The following is a 21,836-nucleotide window of genomic DNA, read 5'->3' as shown; positions in this document are numbered from 1 at the left end:
AATTATATGCTTAATAAAGCTATCAAATTCCTTATCGAGAATAAACTCGTTGCCGTTTTAATGCTCATTCTGTTTGTAGGTTGGGGTATTGTAAATGCACCCTTCAATTGGGAAACTGGTTTTCTACCTTCTAATCCTGTAGCTGTAGATGCCATTCCGGATATTGGTGAGAATCAACAAATTGTGTTTACAAAATGGCAAGGTCGTTCACCACAAGATATAGAAGACCAAATTACCTATCCTTTAACTACTTCATTGCTTGGTATTCCAGGAGTAAAAACAATTCGTAGTTCTTCTATGTTTGGATTTTCCAGTATCTATATCATTTTTGAAGAAGATATTGAGTTTTACTGGTCACGTAGTAGGATTTTAGAGAAGTTAAATTCACTACCAGCCAATTTACTTCCAGAAGAGACAAATCCGTCTTTGGGGCCTGATGCCACGGGTTTGGGTCAAATATATTGGTACACTTTAGAAGGTCGTGATGAAAACGGTAATGTAACTGGTGGTTGGGATTTACAGGAACTACGTAGTATTCAAGATTACTATGTTAAGTATGCACTTTCTGGTGCAAGTGGTGTTTCAGAAGTTGCTTCTATAGGTGGTTATGTTCAGGAATATCAAGTAGACGTAAATCCTGAAAAAATGCGCCAATACAACATTGGTCTTAATCAAATTGTAAAAGCGGTAAAAGAAAGTAATCAAGATATAGGCGCACAGACATTAGAAATTAATCAAGCTGAATATCTGGTTCGTGGTTTAGGCTATGTGAAGTCTATTGAAGATATAGAAAATGCGGTTGTTTCTTCTGAAAATTTCACAGCATTACACATTAAAGATGTAGCCAATGTAACACTTGGACCGGCAACAAGACGTGGTATTTTAGACAAAGAAGGAGCAGAAGTCGTAGGTGGCGTAGTCGTGGCTCGATATGGTGCAAATCCTATGGAAGTCATCACTAATGTAAAAGAAAAAATTGAAGAACTCAAAGGCGGTTTACCTTCAAAAGTACTTGCAGATGGTCGTACATCTCAACTTACCGTAGTTCCGTTTTATGACCGTACAGAGCTTATAGAGGAAACATTAGAAACACTCAACGAGGCATTAACTCTAGAGATTTTAATTACCATTCTGGTCATCATCATAATGGTCTTCAATTTAAGAGCTTCTATACTCATTTCAGGACTATTACCCGTAGCTGTGCTAATGGTTTTCATTACAATGAAACTCTTCGATGTAGATGCAAATATCGTTGCGCTTTCAGGTATCGCTATCGCTATTGGTACAATGGTCGATGTTGGTGTCATACTAGCCGAAAATATGATACGGCATATGGATGACAAAAAATTGCGTCTTAATGAAAATGGCATAGCATACACAACAAATGAAATTATTTATAATGCTACTGCCGAAGTTTCAGGAGCAATCTTAACAGCTGTACTTACTACTATTATAAGTTTTGTCCCAGTGTTCACGATGATAGGTGCTGAAGGAAAACTATTCCGTCCACTGGCCTTTACAAAAACAATGGCACTATCGGCATCTTTAGTAATTGCGTTATTCATAATACCACCATTAGCAGCGTACTTATTTAAGAAAAAGAACATCAAAAACTCGTTCAATTATGTATTGAACTGTTCTCTTATTGTGGCAGGTGTCATAGCAATCTTTTACGGGTACTGGTTAGGATTGATTTTAATAGCCTTTGGTATTACGGCAATACTGACTTTAAGAAATACGATTTCGCAAAAGCGTGCAAATCTTATAAATATCATAATAGCATCAGTCGCTATTGTGATTCTGCTAGCAACATATTGGCGACCACTAGGCTTTGATAGAAGCATCATTCTTAATCTAATATTTGTGTCTATTATATGCTTTGGGGTTTTAGGAATATTCTCTGTTTTAAGAAAGTATTATAGTCAGATTTTAAAATGGGCTTTAGCAAATAAATTGCTATTTCTTATGATTCCTGCAACTGTCCTTATTTCTGGGGTTTGGATTATGAATAATACAGGAAAAGAATTTATGCCATCACTTAATGAAGGTTCGTTCCTTTTAATGCCTACCTCATTACCACATGCCGGCGTAGAAGAAAACAAAAGGGTATTGCAACAACTGGATATGGCAGTTGCTACTATTCCCGAAATTGAAACTGTAGTAGGTAAATCTGGTAGAACAGAATCTGCGCTTGACCCTGCACCACTTTCAATGTATGAGAATATGATTCAGTATAAATCTGAATATATGCACAATGCAAAAGGTAAAAAGCAACGCTATAAAGTAAATGAAGATGGACTTTTCATTACTAAAGGCGGTAACCTTGTTATCAACCCTAATACGGATATCGATAGTGAAAATACGTCCTATGACACGTCAAAATTAAGAGACCCCTTTGCTATTAGTTCTAACGATTTGATTGAAGATAATGATGGCGAATATTACAGAAACTGGCGACCAAAAATTGAAAGTCCAGATGACATTTGGAACGAAATTGTGAAGGTTACTAAGTTGCCAGGAGTGACTTCTGCGCCAAAATTACAACCCATTGAAACCAGACTCGTGATGTTACAAACGGGAATGCGAGCACCTATGGGAATAAAAGTAAAAGGTCAAGATTTAGCGCAAATAGAAGCGTTTGGTTTGCAGCTTGAAACTATACTAAAACAAGCCGAAGGTGTAAAAGAACAAGCGGTTTTTGCAGACCGTATTGTGGGAAAACCGTATTTATTAATCGATATTAAACGTGAGCAGTTAGTACGCTATGGAATATCGATTATGGATGTTCAGCAAATATTACAAGTTGCGGTTGGTGGAATGCCACTTACCCAAACGGTGGAAGGTCGTGAACGCTATGGTATTCGTGTGCGCTACCCAAGAGAATTACGTGGTAACGAAGATGACCTTAAAAAGATTTATGTTCCAGTAGAAAAAGGCAGTCCTGTTCCATTAGACGAGTTAGTTGATATTCGTTACGAGCAAGGTCCGCAAGTCATTAAAAGTGAAGATACATTTTTGATTGGCTATGTACTATTTGATAAGCTCGATGGTTTCGCGGAAGTAGATGTGGTAGAAAATGCACAGGCTTTATTTAAACAAAAAATAGAAGCTGGCGAATTAACTGTTCCTAAAGGAATTAGTTATCAATTTACGGGAACATACGAAAATCAATTGCGAGCAGAAAAAACACTTTCAGTTGTTGTTCCATTGGCACTCGTAATCATCTTCTTGATTTTGTACTTCCAGTTTAAATCTGTCTCTACTTCACTAATGGTATTTACAGGAATCACAGTCGCTTTTGCGGGTGGTTTCATTATGATTTGGCTGTATGGCCAAGATTGGTTCTTCAACTTTAGTTTTTTTGGAGAGAATATGCGAGACCTATTCAATATGAAAACTATCAATTTGAGTGTGGCAGTTTGGGTTGGTTTCATCGCACTATTTGGTATTGCTACCGATGATGGTGTGGTAATGGCAACCTATCTCACGCAAACTTTTGACCGTGACAAACCTACAGATAGAAAAAGTATTAGAGATTCCGCATTAGAAGCTGCTGGAAAAAGAATACGTCCTTGTTTAATGACAACAGTAACCACAATTCTCGCCTTACTTCCTGTATTGACATCCACAGGAAAAGGAAGTGATATTATGATACCAATGGCTATACCAATTTTTGGAGGAATGGTGATTGACATTACATCCTATTTTATTGTACCAGTATTGTACAGTTGGAGAGAAGAAATCAAATTAAAAAGAGCAAGCAAATGAAAAATATAAAAATTATCATCTGTGTTTTGTTTGTTTCAGCTTTCGCGAAAGCGCAACAATTACAATCCTATATTCAGGAAGCCGAAAGTAATAGTCCAGAGATTCAAGCGTATAATCTTCGTCATAATATCGCCGAAGAAAAAGTAAACGAAGCCAACTGGATTCCGAATACTGAATTCAGCGCGGGTTATTTTGTGAGTACGCCTGAAACGAGAACGGGAGCACAACGCGCGCGGTTTTCGGCAAGACAAATGTTGCCTTGGTTTGGTACAATTACGGCTAGAGAAAATTATGCTAGCTCAATGGCAGATGCAGAATATGTAGAAATCGTTATTGCAAAACGTAAACTAGCACTTTCTGTTTCTCAATCGTATTACATACTGTATGATATTACCTCAAAACAAAAAGTGCTTGACGAGAATATTCAATTATTAAAAACCTATAAAAAACTGGCACTTACTTCTGTAGAAGCTGGAAAAGCATCTGCAGTAGATGTGTTGCGATTACAGATTAGACAAAATGAATTACAACAGCAAAAAGAAATACTGACCGAAGCCTATTTAGGAGAGCAGACCACTTTTAATAAATTACTTAATCGAGATAAAGCTACCATAGTAACTGTAATTGAAGAGCTTTTGTTGCCTAGTGAAGATATCGTTTATGCAGAGAATACTTTAACACTAAATCCAGAGTTGCTTAAATATGATAAACTCTATGAATCGATAGCACAATCAGAATTATTGAATAAAGCAGAACGTAATCCTATGATTGGTTTTGGACTGGATTATGTGCCAGTTTCTGAGCGTCCTGATTTGAATTTTAGTGACAATGGAAAAGATATTTTTATGCCGATGGTTTCCCTTTCTATTCCAATTTTTAATAAAAAGTATGATTCAAAAAGTAAGCAAAACGAGTTGAAGCAATTAGAAATAACAGCTCAAAAAGACACTCGTTTGAATGTTTTAGAGTCCGCTTTCGCAAAAGCGATATCACAACGCAATCAGGCTCGAATTAAATACAACACACAAGAGAAGAACTTAAAACAGGCAAATGATGCGGAAGAAATCCTTATCAAGAATTACGAAACGGGAACTATCGATTTCAATGATGTGCTTGATATACAAGAACTACAATTAAAGTTTCAAATCAATCAAATAAGTGCCATAACAACATACTATATGCAAAGTGCGGTAGTCAATTATTTAATAACTCAATAAACTCAAAACAATGAAATCAACGATTCACGAATACCAAAACAAATTTTATACAATGAGTAAATATTTCAAATCAACTTTTGTAGTAATGATACTCATTGCATCAGTAACAATGGTTTCTTGTAAAGACAATAAAACTGAAACAAAAGCTGAAACGACTACTGAAAAACAAGGAAAGGAATATACCTCTGCTTATGTATGCCCAATGCACTGTAAAGATAGTGGTAGTGATAAAGAAGGTAAATGTAATATGTGTGGAATGACGCTCGTAAAGAATGAAGACCATAAAGCAAATGGTCATAAACACGAATAAATAATTTTAAAAGAATAGAAAATGAAACATACCTTTCACATACACGGAATGACCTGCAACGGTTGTCGTAGTCACGTAGAACAAGCACTTTCTAAAGTGGAAGGTGTGACGAGTGCTTCCGTAAATTTAGAGAAAGCCGAAGCAACTATTGAAATGGAACCTCATATTCCGCTAGAAACCTTTCAAGAAGCCTTAAAGAATGATGGTGGTAGCTATAGCATTCATAATCAAGATGAACATCATCATCCCAAAGTAGAAAAAGAAAAGCAACCCAAAGGAAAAGGCATAGGTACATTTTATTGTCCTATGCATTGCGAAGGCGATAAAACGTATGACAAAGCTGGCGATTGTCCTGTTTGTGGAATGGATTTGGTCGAGGAACAAAACCTATCTGCAACGACTTCATTACAATGGACGTGCCCAATGCATCCAGAGATTATAAAAGACGAAGCAGGTTCTTGTCCTATTTGCGGAATGGATTTAGTGCCACTGCAACCAGACCTTTCTGCAGAAGAGAAGACCTATAAAAAGTTACTAAAGAAATTTTGGATAGCCGTAGCTTTTACATTGCCTATTTTCTTAATTGCAATGAGTGAAATGGTTCCTAACAATCCTTTATATGACGTGATGGAACAAAAATGGTGGAATTGGGTTCAGTTTATATTGTCCATTCCTGTTGTATTCTATGCAACGTGGATGTTCTTTGAACGTGCTTACCGAAGCATCAAAACGTGGAAACTCAATATGTTCACACTCATTGGCATTGGTGCTGGTGTCTCTTGGCTATTTAGTGTGTTTGGAATGTTATTTCCAGATTTTTTTCCGGCACAATTCAAAACAGAATCTGGTGCTGTTCACGTTTATTTTGAAGCTGCAAGCGTCATACTCACATTGGTATTAATGGGTCAGGTTTTAGAAGCCAGAGCGCATAGTAAGACAAATTCCGCAGTAAAAGAACTGCTGAAACTTGCACCTAATAAAGCTGTGCGCGTGGTTGATGGAAATGATGAAGAAGTTGCTATTGACCAAATTAAAGTGGGAGATATACTTCGTGTAAAACCTGGTGATAAAATTCCTGTTGATGGCATCATCACAGAAGGAAACACTACGGTAAACGAATCTATGATTTCGGGAGAACCTATTCCAGTAAATAAGGCGGAAGATGATAAAGTAAGTAGCGGTGCCATCAATGGTAATCAATCTTTCTTAATGAAAGCCGAAAAAGTAGGTAGCGACACGCTGCTTTCTCAAATCATACATATGGTAAACGATGCGAGTCGTAGTCGTGCACCTATTCAGAAACTAGCAGATACAGTTTCAGGATATTTTGTACCTGTAGTTGTAATTATAGCTTTGATAACATTCGCTGTTTGGGCAATTTGGGGTCCAGAACCTGCTTATGTATATGCGCTTGTAAATGCTATTGCTGTATTGATTATTGCTTGTCCTTGTGCTTTAGGGTTAGCGACACCAATGTCTGTAATGGTAGGTGTTGGCAAAGGTGCTCAGAATGGTGTATTAATTAAAAATGCCGAAGCCTTAGAGAAAATGGACAAGGTAGATACCTTAATCGTTGATAAAACAGGAACGATTACCGAAGGAAAACCAACGGTAGAAAAGATGGGTTCATTTGTAGACTGCTTTCGCGAAATCGAAATAACGCAACTTATAGCTTCTTTGAATAGTTCTAGTGAACATCCACTTGCGGAAGCCACTATAAATTATGCGAAAGAACTAAAAACAGAAATTTTAAAAATTGAAGATTTTAGTGCTGTAACGGGAAAAGGAGTTAAAGGAAAAGTAGCTGGTAAAAAGTTAGACTTAGGAAATGCTAGAATGATGGAATATGCAAATGCATTGATTTCATCAAAAATGGAAAAAGAAGCACAATCCTTTCAGAAACAAGGAAAAACGGTTTCCTATTTAGCGGTAAATGGCGAAGTTGCTGGTTATGTAGTTATCCGTGATAAAATCAAGACTACAAGTGCTAAAGCCATCAAAGAACTTCAAGACAAAGGTATTGCAGTAATAATGCTTACTGGTGATAATCACGATACTGCACAAGCGGTAGCGAGCGAGCTCAACCTAACCGATTTTAAAGCAGGAATGTTGCCTGAAAACAAATTAGAAGAAGTCAAAAAATTACAAGAACAAGGTCACGTAGTAGCAATGGCAGGCGATGGTATTAACGATGCACCTGCCTTGGCAAAAAGTGATGTAGGTATCGCAATGGGAACAGGAACAGATGTTGCCATTGAGAGTGCAATGATTACGCTGGTAAAAGGAGATTTACACGGTATTGTAAAAGCAAGAAATTTAAGTGATAAAGTAATGCGAAATATAAAGCAAAATTTATTTTTTGCTTTGGTGTACAACACACTTGGTGTACCTATTGCGGCAGGTGTTTTATTTCCTTTTTTCGGAATTCTTTTATCGCCTATGATTGCAGCCTTAGCAATGAGTTTTAGCTCTGTTTCGGTAATCGTAAATGCACTTAGACTTAGAACTAAATCAATTAACTAATTATGAAAAAGAACATCTTATTTCTCGGTATTGCAGTAATCATAGGATTACTTGGTGGTTATTTGTTATTCGGAAATAGCTCGGATAGCGCTAATCAAATGGTAGATGCCCACGACCATTCACAAGCATCTGCTGCTCAAATGTGGACGTGCTCGATGCATCCACAGATTATGAAATCTGAACCTGGTGATTGCCCTATTTGCGGAATGGAATTAATTCCTGCGGAAACTGGAGCGGAAGGTCTGTCTACCAATGAAATTAAAATGACCGAAAACGCAATGGCTTTGGCTAATATTCAGACCAGTGTTGTGGGTAGCGTAGCGGCTTCCGATGAAGATGGAATGATTTCACTCTCGGGAAAGATTGCTGAAAACGAAGAAAACAATGCTGTTCAAGCAAGTTATTTTGAGGGTCGCTTGGAGCGATTGAACGTAAACTATCAAGGTCAAAAAGTAAATAAAGGACAATTATTAGCCACTATTTATGCGCCCAATCTAGTAGCTGCACAACAAGAGCTAATTACAGCAGCGTCGTTAAAAGAATCGCAACCAGCTTTATATAAAGCAGTTCGCAATAAGCTAAAACTATGGAAGCTTTCAGAAAAACAAATCAGTAGTATTGAAACTTCAGGAAAAGTACGTGAGAACTTTCCAATATACGTAACCGTTTCAGGAACGGTTGCTATGGTAATGGCAACAGAAGGTGACTATTTAAAACAAGGACAGCCTATTCTAAAAGTGAGTAACCTTAATTCGGTTTGGGCAGAATTTGATGCTTATGAAAATCAAATTTCCCAATTTAAAAAAGGGCAAAAAATCAAAGTGACCACAAAAGCATACCCCAATAAGGGATTTGATGCTGTCATTTCATTTATAGACCCTGTTCTTAACAATAGCACTAGAACTGTAACTGTTAGAACTACTCTTAAGAATAAAGAAAACTTATTCAAGCCAGGGATGTTTGTCACAGGAAAAATAAAGGGTGAAACAGCTATTATGGAAGAATCATTAAGTATTCCTGCCAGTGCTGTTTTGTGGACAGGAGAACGCTCTTTGGTATATATAAAAACAAATCCAAACGAGGCTATTTTTGAAATGCGAGAGGTTACTATTGGTTCGCGCAATGGAGACAATTACACCATTGTTTCAGGTTTGCAAAATGGAGATGAAATAGTCACTAATGGCACTTTTACTGTAGATGCAGCTGCGCAGTTGCAAGGCAAAAAATCTATGATGAATAAATCTGGCGGACGTACAACAACAGGACACGAAGGACATTTAGGTATGCAAGAAACTTCTACTGAAAGCAAACCTAATTCAGTTTCAATGATGGAAATGAAATTACCCCAAGCGTTTCAATCAGGATTTCAATCAGCTCTTCAACCATATCTTAAAATGAAAGATGCCTTTGTATCAAGTGATGCGAGTCAAGTTTCAGCTTTTGCTAAAACTACTGCAGATAAGCTAAAAGGCATTGGAGTAAGTGATTTAGGTAAAATGGAAACCTCTCATTTTTCAAAAAGTATCGAAATGTTAGATGCAATTTCTACTAATCCAGATTTAGAAAAACAAAGAGCATATTTGGTAGTTTTAAATGAAAATATGGTAGCTCTTGCGATGAATATACAATCGCTTACAGAAACACTATATGTTCAAAAGTGTCCTATGGCCAACAGTAATAAAGGAGCTATTTGGTTAAGTACAGAAAAGGAAATTAAAAACCCTTATTACGGAGATGCGATGATGACTTGTGGGAGTGTGATTGATACGATTCAGTAGACCATAAGTCAATGGTTTGAAGATATTTTGAATTTCATTATTTTATATACATCACTCTTCTATTTTGATGGTGAAATTCATATTCGGCTCGTATATTTCGATAAGTTTTTATTGTAAATTTCCTGCTTGGAAAATAATTTTTGTCAAACTACAACCCTACTTCTTCGTTAAGAGGGTTTATTATCATACAATATAACCGCAATTTAAACCCGTAAAATACTTCCATCAAAAGACTACGGCATAAAGCCATTGCTCTTTCCCTTGCTTATTTATTCCGTTTCCTTTTGAGCTAAGATTTTATCTTCCGTTTGGTTCTTGCTCAAATATTGTTTAATCTAAAATTTAAGTATTATGACAACAAAAGCAAGTACTACGAGTAGAAACGGTAAAGCAAGAACAGCCGTTAAAAAGGAAGTCAAAGAAAGGTTGACTCAAAAAGCAATTGGACTTCAAATTCAAAATCTGAGCATTGATAAGGTTATTCCAGACCCAATGCAACCAAGAAAGACATTTAATGAAGTGTTACTAAAGCAGCTTTCCGATAGTATTAAAAAGTACGGTGTACTTCAACCTATTACTGTACGTAAATCTGGGAAACAGTATATCATCGTAATGGGAGAGCGAAGGTTTCGCGCTAGTAAATTGGCAAATAAGAAAACGATACCCTGTATGGTGAGAACGTATAAGAACAATGATGTTCTAGAAGTTCAACTCATCGAAAATTTACAAAGACAGGATGTTGAACCTACCGAAGAGGCAGAAGCAATTGCCTTTTTGAATGAAAAATATGTACCATCTGAAATAGCAAAACGATTAGGACGAAGTGATAATTATATTAGACAGCGTTTAAAATTAGCTGGATTGATAGACGGTTTCAAGCATTATGTGCGTAATGGCGAAATGACCATTTCATTGGGTGTTGGTGTTGCACTTTTCGAGCCAGAAGAACAACAAATGATATTGGAAACGATGGGCGAAGATTTTAGTGCCCATCAAATAAATAGAATGATTAAAGACCAGACTTTTGACTTAGAGAAAGCGCCTTTTGATGTTGAAGATTCAACATTAGTTATAAAAGCTGGGGCGTGTAATGTATGTCCATTCAATGCGGCGAATCAAGGCAATTTGTTTGGGGATGGAAAGATGGTTTGTACAAAATCAGCTTGTTACGAATCCAAGAAAAACAAATTGTTTATGAATTTGATTGAGGAATCGAAAAAGCAGAATATGCTATTGATTCCTGAAATACGAAAGTATTGGGTAGAAGACGAAGGTAATCAGCTAGTGATTTCGCAATTGGAGAAGAACGGTTTAAAAGTATATCTTTTGGATGATGTAGAACTTATAAAAAAACCAATTGAACCTACTTTAGAAGTAATCAAGGAAGAATATCGTAATTATGACTATACCGAAGATGAATTAAAGGAAGAGCTGGACGAAGCCATCGAGACCTATAAAGAAGAATTTGAGAAGTATGACTCAGCTGAAGAAAATGGATTCGTAAAGGGTATCGTATTGCATCCAGAATCTTACTTGCACAAAGAAGTATTTGTAAAGATTAATGAGGAATCGGACAATGTTTCGGAAGTACGTTCTGTGCCGTTGGCCGATAGAAAAATGGCCGATTGTTTGCCTGATGAACAAATCGAGAAAATCAATGAACGTGAAATTCGCAAAAAGCAGATTGAGAATAACAAGCAATTTGAAGAAGTTGTTCAAATGATTCGAGAAACGAAATATATTGAGACCAAGAAAACACTTTCGGTAGATGAAATGGTGGCATTCTCATTATCACTATATGAAAATAATGTAGACTATATGAGCCGACAAAATTACTTTTCAGGATTGTTAGGCGATACTTCCAAAATGACCCGAATTGAAATCGTTGAGAATTTTAAGAAGAAATTCAAAAAGGAAATCTTTTATAAGCTGATACGATTTATACTCACAAAACAAGTACATTTTGGAGAACAAAATCACACAAATAATTTAGTAAACATATCATTTTATACAGCAATGCAAGGCTATTATAAAAGCAAAATTACCAGCATTGAATCTGAATATGCAGAGAAAAGGGATAAGCGTGAAAAACGCTTAAAGGAGCGTATTGCAAGTCTTGAAAAAGAGGTGGAAGCATTGAGCGCTTAGCTTTTGTTGTGAAAGGGGGAGTCAACATCGTGTTGGCTTCCCTTTTTTTATTCAAACTACTTTTTAAGAAAAGTTGATGCTATTAATAAGGAGAGGATTCAATCAATATTAGTACAAAGTTAAACTCGTAAAATACACCCATCAAAAGACTACGGCATAAAGCCCTCGCTTCTTCCTTCGCTTATTTATTCCGTTTCCTTTTGAGCTGAGATTTTAGCTTCCATTTGGGTATTGCTCAAATATTGTTTAATCACAAAAATCTATCATTATGAAAAAAGTATCAACAAAACCCGAGGTTTCATTCCAAGAAGCAGATGAGCATTATAAATCAAGCAGAGAAAATTACACCATTGAAAGTGGAGAGAGTCATTTGGCTTACTATAGAGAAAAACACCCACAGTACTACTATTTACTCTTACGAATTGTTTAATCTAAATTAAAAAGATAGTTATAGCAAACCACGCAGTACATTTCCCTACATTTCGCAGAAAGCTACATTTCGGGAAAAGAGTTTCACTACATAAGTCTTGGGCACAATCCCCAATTTTAGCTTCCCATTCCGTTACCCCTTCCCGATGCTCTGGGAAGGAACACTACATTACCGAGTCAAAAATGTGAATTAATTCTATTTCACTCTAACAAAGTAGATTTGAAGTTTAATGATATTTGCTATTATTGTTTGGAATTACAGGGATAACATTATATTTATTGAATATATAACGAGTTGTAAGTAATATGAGAAAACCTATGATAGACAAGAAGTACATTTTTACTATTGCAATCTTTATGATAATCTTAAGTTGTAAAGACAAAACAAACGAAGTTAAATCTGATATAATTCAATTTGAGATTTCTGACTATAATTTGCTGTTTACTAAAGTAGAGATTAATGAAAAAGAATACACAGCTTTGATTGACTTTGGAGATTTTGCGGATTTTCAACTTTCTACAAAACTTATCGCTGAATTAAAACTAAAAACAGAAAAGTCGAACATAGTTATGTCTGATATTAATGGAAATCAATATGCTTTGGAAAAAGGAACAATTGAAGAATTAAAAGTGGATGGCAAAACCGAAAAGAATGTTACTTTCTTTTCTGCAAATAATGAAATTGATGCTGTTAGTAAAGAAGTAGGCACAGATTTTCAAGTAGTTGTTGGTTTTGGTTATTTTAAATCAAAAGACTTCAAATTAAATTTTGTTGAAAACAATATCGAGTTTTTAAAACCTAAAAATAATGAAACAGATTTTATTATTTCTATAAGTAATGATTATGGTTATCTAATTGGTAACTTTAAATCAAGCAAAAATGACAGTATAAATCTTTTATTTGATACAGGAACACCTATTTCAAAAATTGACCTTAACACCTTTCCTTTGGATTTAAAAGATTCAACCGTAGATTTTCAAAATACAGAATTTCCAAGTAAAAATTTAGATGTTAAATCTTCAAACCAAGTAATCACTTTAAATATGGAAAATAATGATGTTTCTGAATTAGAACCATTAGGTGTAATTGGAATATATGGAGTTAATGACATGATTGGAAAAGTATTTACTTATAGTGCTTTAGAAAAGACAATGCGAATAAAATAGATGGCAAAACGTATATATAACCTTTGTAAGTAATATGAGAAAAACAGTAATTTCATTAATTATCATAATCCTACTCTTTGGATTGACTTCTGTTTACTCACAATCAGGAAATATAGACTGTCCAAGTTTATCTGAATTAAAACCTTTAACTGTAAAAGAAAAGGATGATTTAATGAAAGAAATTTCTAAAATAATAAATACAGAAAATGATGAAAATGGTGTAATCAACACAATATATTGCCCGCCAAAAGCGTTATATTTTAAAGACAATTGTACCTTTCCGAACAAATATCGCGATATAAATTTTTGGTTAGGCGTGCTATTTGTTGACCCAAATAGTGTTCTGATTTTAGAAGCTAACACAGACAAAAAAAGTTATAAACTAAATCCGAATCAACATATTGAGCGTGCTAAAACAGTAAAAGACATTTTTATTTATTTTGGGATTCCTGATGAACGTATTAATATAGTAGATTTTAAAGATGAAAGACCAATAGCAAGCAACAAAACTGAAAAAGGAAGAAGTCTAAATCGAAATGTCGGAATGAATATTAAGCGATAAAAACTAACTACAAAAAAATGAATTCAAAACTTAAAATAACACTTTTGATTATTACTTGTTTTACGTTAATGGGTTGTCCTGCTGCTCATTTTTACGATTATGATTATAACGGAAATTCTATAAAAGAAAAATATGGATTTTCTCGAATTGAATTTAATAAAAATACAGATATTAAAATTAAATGTGGATTTTATGTATCAGCAGTAGATAACGTAAAAGGACTTTCCGCTTTTATTCAATTTGACAAAAAACTGAACGATATAAACAAATCTGACATTTCTGTTAGTTCTTCAACCTATGGAGTTTTAGCATATGAAAATGAATTAACAAAACCTTTAGCTTCTGACTTTGATTCTGATTTTACATTCAAAATCCCAATTGATTCAGGAAGTGAACGAAAAATACTCAAAAAGATTGAAAACGATACGATTACGATAAAAATAAACGACGAAAAAGTATTCGAATTTATTAAAACCGAATAAAAAATGATTAAAACAATAATCGTATATCTTGTGTTTACAGCTATTTCATTAGCTCAATCAAATGACCTTTTTGTAACAGAATTTTTACTTGAAAAAGAACTGAATTCAGAAAACGTATTAGCTAATTACAATCAACATAATTTTTCTGATGTCTGGACTTTAACAGAAAATAATTCTGTTTTAGGAATTATTGGAAAAGAACATCAAAGAATTCAAATCAAACTAATTTCAATCAAAAAGAATCCAAAAAACGACAATGAATATTCGGTGTATGGAAAGTCCTGTGTTAATGGGATAATTTGTGATTTTAATGGAAATATAACTTTAACTGAAATAAGAGAACTTAATGAATTACATTTTGGAGTTGATGATGAATATGTTGGTAAAGGAATTAAATCTCAAGGTATCTTAATCGCAGATTATGAATTTAAAGAAAATAAAGGACAGAAACATAGTGGTATTTTTAAAGGAAAACTCTATTCAAAATGGTATTTGAATTCAAAAAATCAAATTGAATACGATAATATAGAATTAAATTCAGATAGATATTCAAACAATGCCTTTGTCGGAATATGGAAAAGCCACGCTACTGGAAAAGAAAAAATTTGTAATTGGGCAGATTATAGAGTACCAAATGCTAATCATGATTTTGATATTGGAGCTGGTGAATTTTCACCAAATAAAAAGTATTATGACAACGGCTGGTTAGAATACAATTCAACAAAAATTAATGATGAATGGTGGAATTAAATACGGTTAGATTTAACGCTATAAATACTACTTACAACACCGTGTCCTATGAAAAGCACTAGCCCAGTTCTTCAAAGTTACTATTTATTATTTTAATTATCTCATATTGATGATTTTGGGGTGTTGAATTGTTGATAATTCCGATAGGATTATCAATACTTCAATACCTTATATAACTTGCTCCGCATCCTATTTGTGTTCAACCCCTCATTTGGTCGTCACCAGCATCTGTATGATTATAAGCTATAATAAACCTAGTCACTTGCTATAAAAGTGTGATACTAAATCTTTAGTTCACCCGCGGTGTTTTGTGATATAGGCTTTTAATACGTCTCTTGTGAGCTTCGTTATGGTTTATTTTATTATTCTACAACACCAATGGTGTAAGGTGTCTCTGTTTTTATTACTGCTAAGGTTCTGCTAAGTAGTTTTCTTGCTACTTTAACAATTATACTCTTGACATTCTTCCCATGATGCTTACGGTAATAAGCCTGCATGACAGGGTCTGTGCGTATGGCTTGCCATGAGGCTTCTATAAAATAGGAACGTATCAAGCGGTGTGCTCTTGGAGTTATTCCCATAGTCTTACTATTAGCTCCACTCTGATAAACTCCTGGTGCCAACCCTACATAGCCTGATAAATGTTTTAAGTTATTAAACCGTCGCAAATCTCCCAATTCACTTAATATCCCACAGGCCACTATACCGCCTATTCCTGGGATACTCCGAAGTAAATAATAATCCTTCTTAAAATGCTTTCGACAATAAGCTCTTAACTCATTACTTACCAATCGTAAATCTGAATCTACAAATCGAAAATAACGCATCCGACTCTCTAAGCTTGACTTGGCTATAAGATACTGGAACTCCATAGCGTCTAACCAATTACGGAAATTATGACTCCAATGGTCATTATCATACTGCTCTGGTATCTTGATACCGAAATACAACAATTGCATCTTGATATAGCTCTTAATACGCCTAAAGTCCTTAACCAAATCATTTCGCCTTCTAAACAAACTACGTAAGGCTTCTCGATGCGTGTCGGGAACATGGATACTGGTTAATCGATCATCTTTTAACTCTCTACTTATCAACTGTGCATCAATACGGTCTGTCTTGGTGTAACGTTCCTTGCCTCTGCGATGAATATCCGCTGGATTTACAACTAATGACCACCACCCGTAACTCTCGAAACTGCGATGGGCATAATAACCGCAACAACCTGCTTCATAAGCTACACTGACTTCATGATTTCTAAAATGTTTATCTACATATACCTTTAATTGCTCTGGCTCAGGTGCCATACTAAAAGACTTGCCTGAAAACAAGTCTGTAGAACAATGAACTTTCCAACTTCGCTTGTGTATGTCAATCCCTATATATAACTTTGGTAAGGCAGTAATTTGAGCTTCCATATCTTAATCGTTTTTATTTACTTTAAAGATACTCGACTTACTGCTTTTTCATCGATGCTATAATTCATTGCTAGTACCTGCCTATTTACGAAAATCCTCGCGGATTTTCTATTCGGTTTGTATTTGCTAAATTAGTTACTGAAACACGCAACGAAATCATACACAAACACGTTACCCACAATTTAATAAAAATGAAGTACATACAATTAACTTTAGTATTTTCTATTCTATTTTTAGGATGTGACTCATCAAAAAATAGTACTCAGAACACGCCAAAATTAAATTACGACATTGAATTTATCGACTATTTATTTAAAGATTATGATGGGAATAGACCAAGTGCAAGTGTCATTGTAATTAAAGACAATCAAATTGATTTTACAAAAAGTTATGGTTATGCGAATTTAGAAAAAAACGAACTTGCAACACCTAAAACAAACTATCGAATTGCTTCTGTTACCAAACAGTTTACTGCAATGGCTATAATGATTTTAGTAAACCAAGACAAACTATCATACGAAACAAATCTTACAGAAATATTTCCCAAATTCCCTAAATACGGAAAAGACATTACTATAAGACAACTCTTAACACATCGTTCAGGTTTAGTAAAATACAATCGTTTTATTGAGAAAGACCAAACAGAACAAATGTTGGATAAAGACGTTTTAAATGGACTTTTAAAAACTGACAGCACCTATTTTCGCCCTAATACAAAATATGCTTACAGTAATACCGGTTATGCAGTATTAGCACAAGTAATTGAAAAAAGAACAGGAATGTCATTTGCAGATTTTATGGAAAAGGAAATATTCCTTCCTTTAGGAATGACTAATTCTACTATTCTTGAAAAAAACAAAGAAATCAAAAATAGAGCCTACGGTTACATTGTAAAGGACACTTCAATTTCTGCTAAAGACCAAAGTTTAACAAGTGCAATTCAAGGAGATGGAGGTGTTTATGCTTCTGTTTCAGATTATTACAAATGGGACAAGGCATTGTATTCAGATAAAATGATACCACTAACTAAATTAGATGATGCGTTTTATAATTACAATGAAAAAGGAAAATCTACTGAAGATGGTTATGGATATGGTTGGATTGTCAATTATTTCAATGGAATAAAAATATTACAACACGGAGGTTCTTCTACAGGGTTTGGTAGTCACGTAATAAGAATACCAAGTGAAAATATTTCTGTTGCAATTTTTACCAACAGAAATAAAAGAGGTCAAGAATTGCCCAATAGAGCAAAAGCTTTAATAAGTCATTTCACAAACGGAAAATTTCAAATGCCTTTTGAGATAGTTTTAGAAAAAGAAATTGACTTTAATGGAATAGATAACGGAATAGATTTATATAACCAAATTAAAAGAGACACCGTAAACTATTCTGTGACTAAAGGTGCTCTTTTTAATTTTGGAATAAGTTATATTAATGCTGACAAAAACAATGATGCTTTAAAACTATTTTCGGCTTTAGAAAGTGATTATCCAGACTATTTTGGTGGATATTATGGAAGTGCGGTAATTTACCAGCAAGAAAAAAATATTAAAAAGGCAATTGAATATTACAAGAAAACAATAATAAACAGTACCGAAAAAGAAAAATGGGCATCAGACCATTCGCAGAAAATGATTGATGAACTTTCGGAATAAAAGCTGCAAAAAATGCAATTAATTTATACAACAAAATAAGATTACATTTATCTTTAGATTATAAAACACCAAATATGGTATACAAATTATCAGCTTAAAATCAATTATTAACCTGTAGCCATATTTCAGGACTAGACAATTAGAATATGACATCCTTATCGAAAGTGAATTTTGTTTATAAAAATGTCATAGATAAAAGATTTAATATTATTCTAAAAATGCAAAAGAAAATTTTACTCATAAATAATGAGACTCATTTTATTGATGATTTGATAACTACTTTGAGTCAACATAAAATAAAAATAATTGATTTCCAGATGGTCCAACCCGCAGACGTTGAGGGATTTGATTGTGTTATTTTGTCGGGTGGTGGCACTAAGGGTGAGGTATTGGATAGCAAGCGATTGTACAAAAATGAAATCAAAATAGTCCGTGAATCAAGGTTACCTATTTTTGGTATTTGTGAAGGGTTCCAAGTCATTGGGGCAGCGTATAATTCTGATTTCCAAATCTTACAATTTTACAGACAAGGGGTTAATAATGTCCGGATATTAGTTGATGACCCTATTTTTCGGGGTTTAAAAAAGTTAGAACTACGTGTGTTTGAATATCATCATATAGCAATTGAACATCTTAGTGATGAGTTAATTTCACTAGCTGTTTCGGAGGATGGAATTGAAGTGATGAGACATAGAAATAAATTGATTTATGGTTCTCAGTTTCACCCTGAAGAACTGCAAGATGGAAATAATGGACATACAATATTAAAAAATTTTCTTTCAATGGTTTGAATAATTTATTTTGAATTCACGAAAATAAAGAGCAGTTTCCGTACATAATAAACATATACATTCTACTTGGTATAGTGGCATTTTTACATTCAAAGAAGAGTAAAACTAACGCCCAACAAAGACGTGTATAGTTCATTGCGTCTGATTTTCCTTTCGGAAAATCCTTGCTGCTGAACAATGGATTCTTCCTATTTTGCTATCTTAGTCTCAACGCAATGTAACCATACGCAAATACGCTAATCCTATTCGCCTCTTAGTGAAATGATTATGCTTTAGAGTCTAATAAGCCCATTTCCCTAAATTTCGCGAAAAGCTACATTTCGGGAAAAGAGCTTCACTACACAAGTCTTGGACACAATCCCCAATTTTAGCTTTCCATTCCGTTAACCCTTTCCGCTTTACTGGAAAGAAACACTTCATTCCTTAGCCGAAATTGTGAATTAAGTCCGCTTTTCATCGGAAAGCCATCACTTCGGTTTTCTTAACAGAATTTTCGGTGCGGTCTTCTAGAGACCTTACTGGAAAATGCCTAAAAACCGAACCGCTGTCTTGCAGTTTTTAAGGGGTTTATAATGGATAAAGCCTTTGTCGTTTTTCGGTACAGCGAAAAACTGGCAGGACATAACCAATTCTAATTTAACCACAGCTGCTTATTTCGCTTAACTATCGGTACGCTCAAACGCAGCTGCGTTTAAAAGAATTGCTAATGCCCTTATGGAACTTGTCAAGACTATACGAGTTTTAGTGAAAAATAAGGTTTCTACTTCCTTGAAAATCCAAGGATTTTACTACGTCGCAAACACACCTGATTTTACCTTAAAAGTCTTGACAAAACCCACTCTATCCATTGTGCGATGCACGAAAGAAAAGAACAAACACCCCTTAAAATTTAATCTGTTTTAAATCAATAGGGGAAATATAAATCACTTAAATATTTTATTATGAGTACTATTAAAAATCACGTACAGTTAATTGGAAACGTTGGACAAGAACCAACCATTACGAACCTTGAAAGCGGGAAGAAAGTTGCCCGTTTTTCATTAGCCACAAATGAGTATTATAAAGACAGCAAAGGCGAAAAGCAAACAGACACGAATTGGCATACAATTGTAGCCTGGGGCAAGACCGCTGAAATCGTTGAGAAATTTGTTGAAAAAGGCAAAGAAGTAGGAATCACGGGAAAGCTAAAGACCCGAACCTATACCACGGACGACGGAAACCAACGCTATGTTACCGAAGTGGTAGCCGATGAAATCCTTTTACTTGGAAGTAAGGGCGATAAGTAAATCTAAATTAAAAGAGGGCGTTCCTCTCGAAAGTTGCGCCCTCTTTTTCATCATTCACACTGTAAATATATGAACAATGAAAGCACAAGTTAATGAAATAAAAATTAGTTATAAAGGGGAATTGAAATCCTCAATGTGGCATAAAATAGGAAATTCGCAAGATGCAGCAGAATTGCTTTTTGAGGATTGGGATAAAGATACGATTGGTATTCAAGAAACTTTTAAAGTAGTCTTGCTAAATAACAGCAATAAAGTAAAAGGTGTATATCAACTTTCGCAGGGTGGAATTACTGGAACATTGATAGACCTACGAATATTGTTTGCAGTTATTTTAAAATCCTTATCGGTAGCCGTCATTTTAGTACACAATCATCCAAGTGGAAAATTGCAACCTAGTGATGCGGATAAAAGGTTAACGAACAAGATTAAAAAAGCATCTCAGCTTTTTGATATCACCATTCTTGACCATTTGATATTTGCACCCGATGGCGATTACTATAGTTTTTCTGATAATGGAATCTTGTAAAACAAATAGCTATGGTATATCTCAATTTTACAGACTTGAGTGAAGAGACTCAAAACCGATTATTGGAAAATTCCAAAGAAGATGTGAAACGAAAATTTGGCGATAGTATTCGCAAATACGTAAATAAAAATCATACCTGTTTTGAAACGATGATTGAAGCAGAAGCGATGCGAAATTTGTATTCGTACACCTATGTTTTCAATCCTTGAAATTTGAAAAGCTAATTGATACACCTCTATATTTTTAGAGGTGTTTTTGTATTCAATCAATTTCAAGTCAATAAAAAACCGTATCTTTATTTCGCTGAAATTCAGCACACAAATTAAAGTAAGGTTATCCACTTTTTGACTTTCGCCGATACCCTTACACATCGAAAATAACATATCGGAAAATCATTTTCCTTGAAAATGGCAATCGGCTTTTTAGCTGGATTGTATGGATTTTTGTCACGCTTACGCGTGACGAAAAGGAATAGCAAGAGGGTAACACGCTGCGCGATGTTTCTGATTCCTTTTCGTTTTCAAATAGCTGATTACCAACAATTTGAATATATTTTAATTTCCTGACAATCAACGATTTGCGACAAACGGGCTGGAAACGCCCATTTTTAGGGACGATTTTGCGACAAATCGGCGAAATATGGACTCATTTACTGGCATTAGATTTAAAAAGGAAACAGCAAAACGTTTCCAAACATTCTCACGCACTTACTTCAAATCACACACAGAGGCAATGTCCACGATGCTCGATTTTTTCTTCTACAATGAAATTTCGCCAAAGGAAAAATTAGGACCAACGGGACGCACCATTGAAGCTAAATTACTCAAAAGAATCAATGCGGTTATTGCTATAATGAGGGATGTGGAGAAGACACAGACCAAACCTACGGTGGCGATGATTCAATCTCTTTTTCAAACTGAAGAGCCAACTAAAAAACCGCTAATCGTAGAAAAGAAATATGCTGAAGAAAAGAAAGAAGTACGCTTTCGCGAAAAGCAAAAACCAAGTAATCAACTATAAATT

Annotated in this window: 18 protein-coding genes; 17 read left to right on the top strand and 1 reads right to left on the bottom strand. The window is 34.7% G+C overall.

Annotated features, from left to right (window positions below; genetic code table 11):
- Positions 1–6 precede the first annotated feature (6 nt).
- The 11 genes from ACY2RU_RS02850 (at position 7) to ACY2RU_RS02800 (ending at position 15,134) form a co-directional block, all read left to right on the top strand.
- The gene (locus tag ACY2RU_RS02850) at positions 7–3,768 is read left to right on the top strand and encodes an efflux RND transporter permease subunit (RefSeq protein WP_490136890.1); all 3,762 of its coding nucleotides are present in this window, start codon (positions 7–9) and stop codon (positions 3,766–3,768) included.
- Complete coding sequence (locus ACY2RU_RS02845; RefSeq protein WP_490136889.1) at positions 3,765–4,985, top strand: TolC family protein; 1,221 nt, start codon at positions 3,765–3,767, stop codon at positions 4,983–4,985. Before ACY2RU_RS02850 ends, ACY2RU_RS02845 begins: the two co-directional genes overlap by 4 nt.
- Positions 4,986–5,037: 52 nt before the next feature.
- Positions 5,038–5,295, top strand: coding sequence for a heavy metal-binding domain-containing protein (locus ACY2RU_RS02840; protein ID WP_490136888.1), 258 nt, complete (start codon positions 5,038–5,040; stop codon positions 5,293–5,295).
- Between the two features lie 21 nt (positions 5,296–5,316).
- A complete protein-coding gene (locus ACY2RU_RS02835; protein ID WP_490136887.1) occupies positions 5,317–7,818 on the top strand; it encodes a heavy metal translocating P-type ATPase in 2,502 nt (833 codons plus the stop codon).
- Positions 7,819–7,820: 2 nt separating this feature from the next.
- Complete coding sequence (locus ACY2RU_RS02830; RefSeq protein ID WP_490136886.1) at positions 7,821–9,596, top strand: efflux RND transporter periplasmic adaptor subunit; 1,776 nt, start codon at positions 7,821–7,823, stop codon at positions 9,594–9,596.
- A 351-nt stretch (positions 9,597–9,947) separates the two neighbouring features.
- The gene (locus ACY2RU_RS02825; RefSeq protein ID WP_490136885.1) at positions 9,948–11,744 is read left to right on the top strand and encodes a ParB/RepB/Spo0J family partition protein; all 1,797 of its coding nucleotides are present in this window, start codon (positions 9,948–9,950) and stop codon (positions 11,742–11,744) included.
- A gap of 268 nt (positions 11,745–12,012) precedes the next feature.
- Entirely contained in the window at positions 12,013–12,174 is a 162-nt protein-coding gene (locus ACY2RU_RS02820; protein WP_490136884.1) for a hypothetical protein, read from the top strand.
- Positions 12,175–12,491: 317 nt separating this feature from the next.
- Positions 12,492–13,340 (top strand): retropepsin-like aspartic protease, encoded by an 849-nt coding sequence (locus ACY2RU_RS02815; RefSeq protein WP_490136883.1) that lies wholly within the window; start codon positions 12,492–12,494, stop codon positions 13,338–13,340.
- Positions 13,341–13,374: 34 nt separating this feature from the next.
- Positions 13,375–13,902, top strand: a complete 528-nt coding sequence (locus ACY2RU_RS02810) for an OmpA family protein (protein WP_490136882.1) — start codon at positions 13,375–13,377, stop codon at positions 13,900–13,902.
- Between the two features lie 17 nt (positions 13,903–13,919).
- Entirely contained in the window at positions 13,920–14,384 is a 465-nt protein-coding gene (locus ACY2RU_RS02805; protein ID WP_490136881.1) for a hypothetical protein, read from the top strand.
- Between the two features lie 3 nt (positions 14,385–14,387).
- Positions 14,388–15,134 carry a hypothetical protein gene (locus tag ACY2RU_RS02800; RefSeq protein ID WP_490136880.1) on the top strand — a complete coding sequence of 249 codons (747 nt, stop codon included), beginning with the start codon at positions 14,388–14,390 and terminating at the stop codon, positions 15,132–15,134.
- A gap of 362 nt (positions 15,135–15,496) precedes the next feature.
- On the opposite strand, the gene ACY2RU_RS02795 is transcribed toward ACY2RU_RS02800, so the two are convergent.
- Positions 15,497–16,552, bottom strand: a complete 1,056-nt coding sequence (locus ACY2RU_RS02795; RefSeq protein ID WP_490136879.1) for an IS110 family RNA-guided transposase — start codon at positions 16,550–16,552, stop codon at positions 15,497–15,499.
- A gap of 191 nt (positions 16,553–16,743) precedes the next feature.
- On the opposite strand from ACY2RU_RS02795, the gene ACY2RU_RS02790 reads away from it, so the two are divergent.
- The 6 genes from ACY2RU_RS02790 (at position 16,744) to ACY2RU_RS02765 (ending at position 21,833) form a co-directional block, all read left to right on the top strand.
- Positions 16,744–18,210 (top strand): serine hydrolase domain-containing protein, encoded by a 1,467-nt coding sequence (locus ACY2RU_RS02790; protein WP_490136878.1) that lies wholly within the window; start codon positions 16,744–16,746, stop codon positions 18,208–18,210.
- 146 nt (positions 18,211–18,356) lie between these two features.
- Positions 18,357–19,001, top strand: a complete 645-nt coding sequence (locus tag ACY2RU_RS02785; protein WP_490136877.1) for a glutamine amidotransferase-related protein — start codon at positions 18,357–18,359, stop codon at positions 18,999–19,001.
- 941 nt (positions 19,002–19,942) lie between these two features.
- A complete protein-coding gene (locus ACY2RU_RS02780) occupies positions 19,943–20,287 on the top strand; it encodes a single-stranded DNA-binding protein (RefSeq protein ID WP_490136876.1) in 345 nt (114 codons plus the stop codon).
- Between the two features lie 76 nt (positions 20,288–20,363).
- Positions 20,364–20,813 carry a JAB domain-containing protein gene (locus ACY2RU_RS02775; protein ID WP_490136875.1) on the top strand — a complete coding sequence of 150 codons (450 nt, stop codon included), beginning with the start codon at positions 20,364–20,366 and terminating at the stop codon, positions 20,811–20,813.
- A gap of 11 nt (positions 20,814–20,824) precedes the next feature.
- On the top strand, positions 20,825–21,022 hold the full coding sequence (locus ACY2RU_RS02770) for a hypothetical protein (RefSeq protein ID WP_490136874.1): 198 nt from the start codon (positions 20,825–20,827) through the stop codon (positions 21,020–21,022).
- Between the two features lie 430 nt (positions 21,023–21,452).
- Positions 21,453–21,833, top strand: a complete 381-nt coding sequence (locus ACY2RU_RS02765; RefSeq protein ID WP_490136873.1) for a BfmA/BtgA family mobilization protein — start codon at positions 21,453–21,455, stop codon at positions 21,831–21,833.
- The last annotated feature ends 3 nt before the right edge of the window (positions 21,834–21,836 follow it).

This window comes from Ulvibacter sp. 2305UL32-6 (assembly GCF_058148545.1).
The sequence above is the reverse complement of the archived record's forward strand: the minus strand, read 5'-3'. Positions and strand labels throughout refer to the sequence as shown.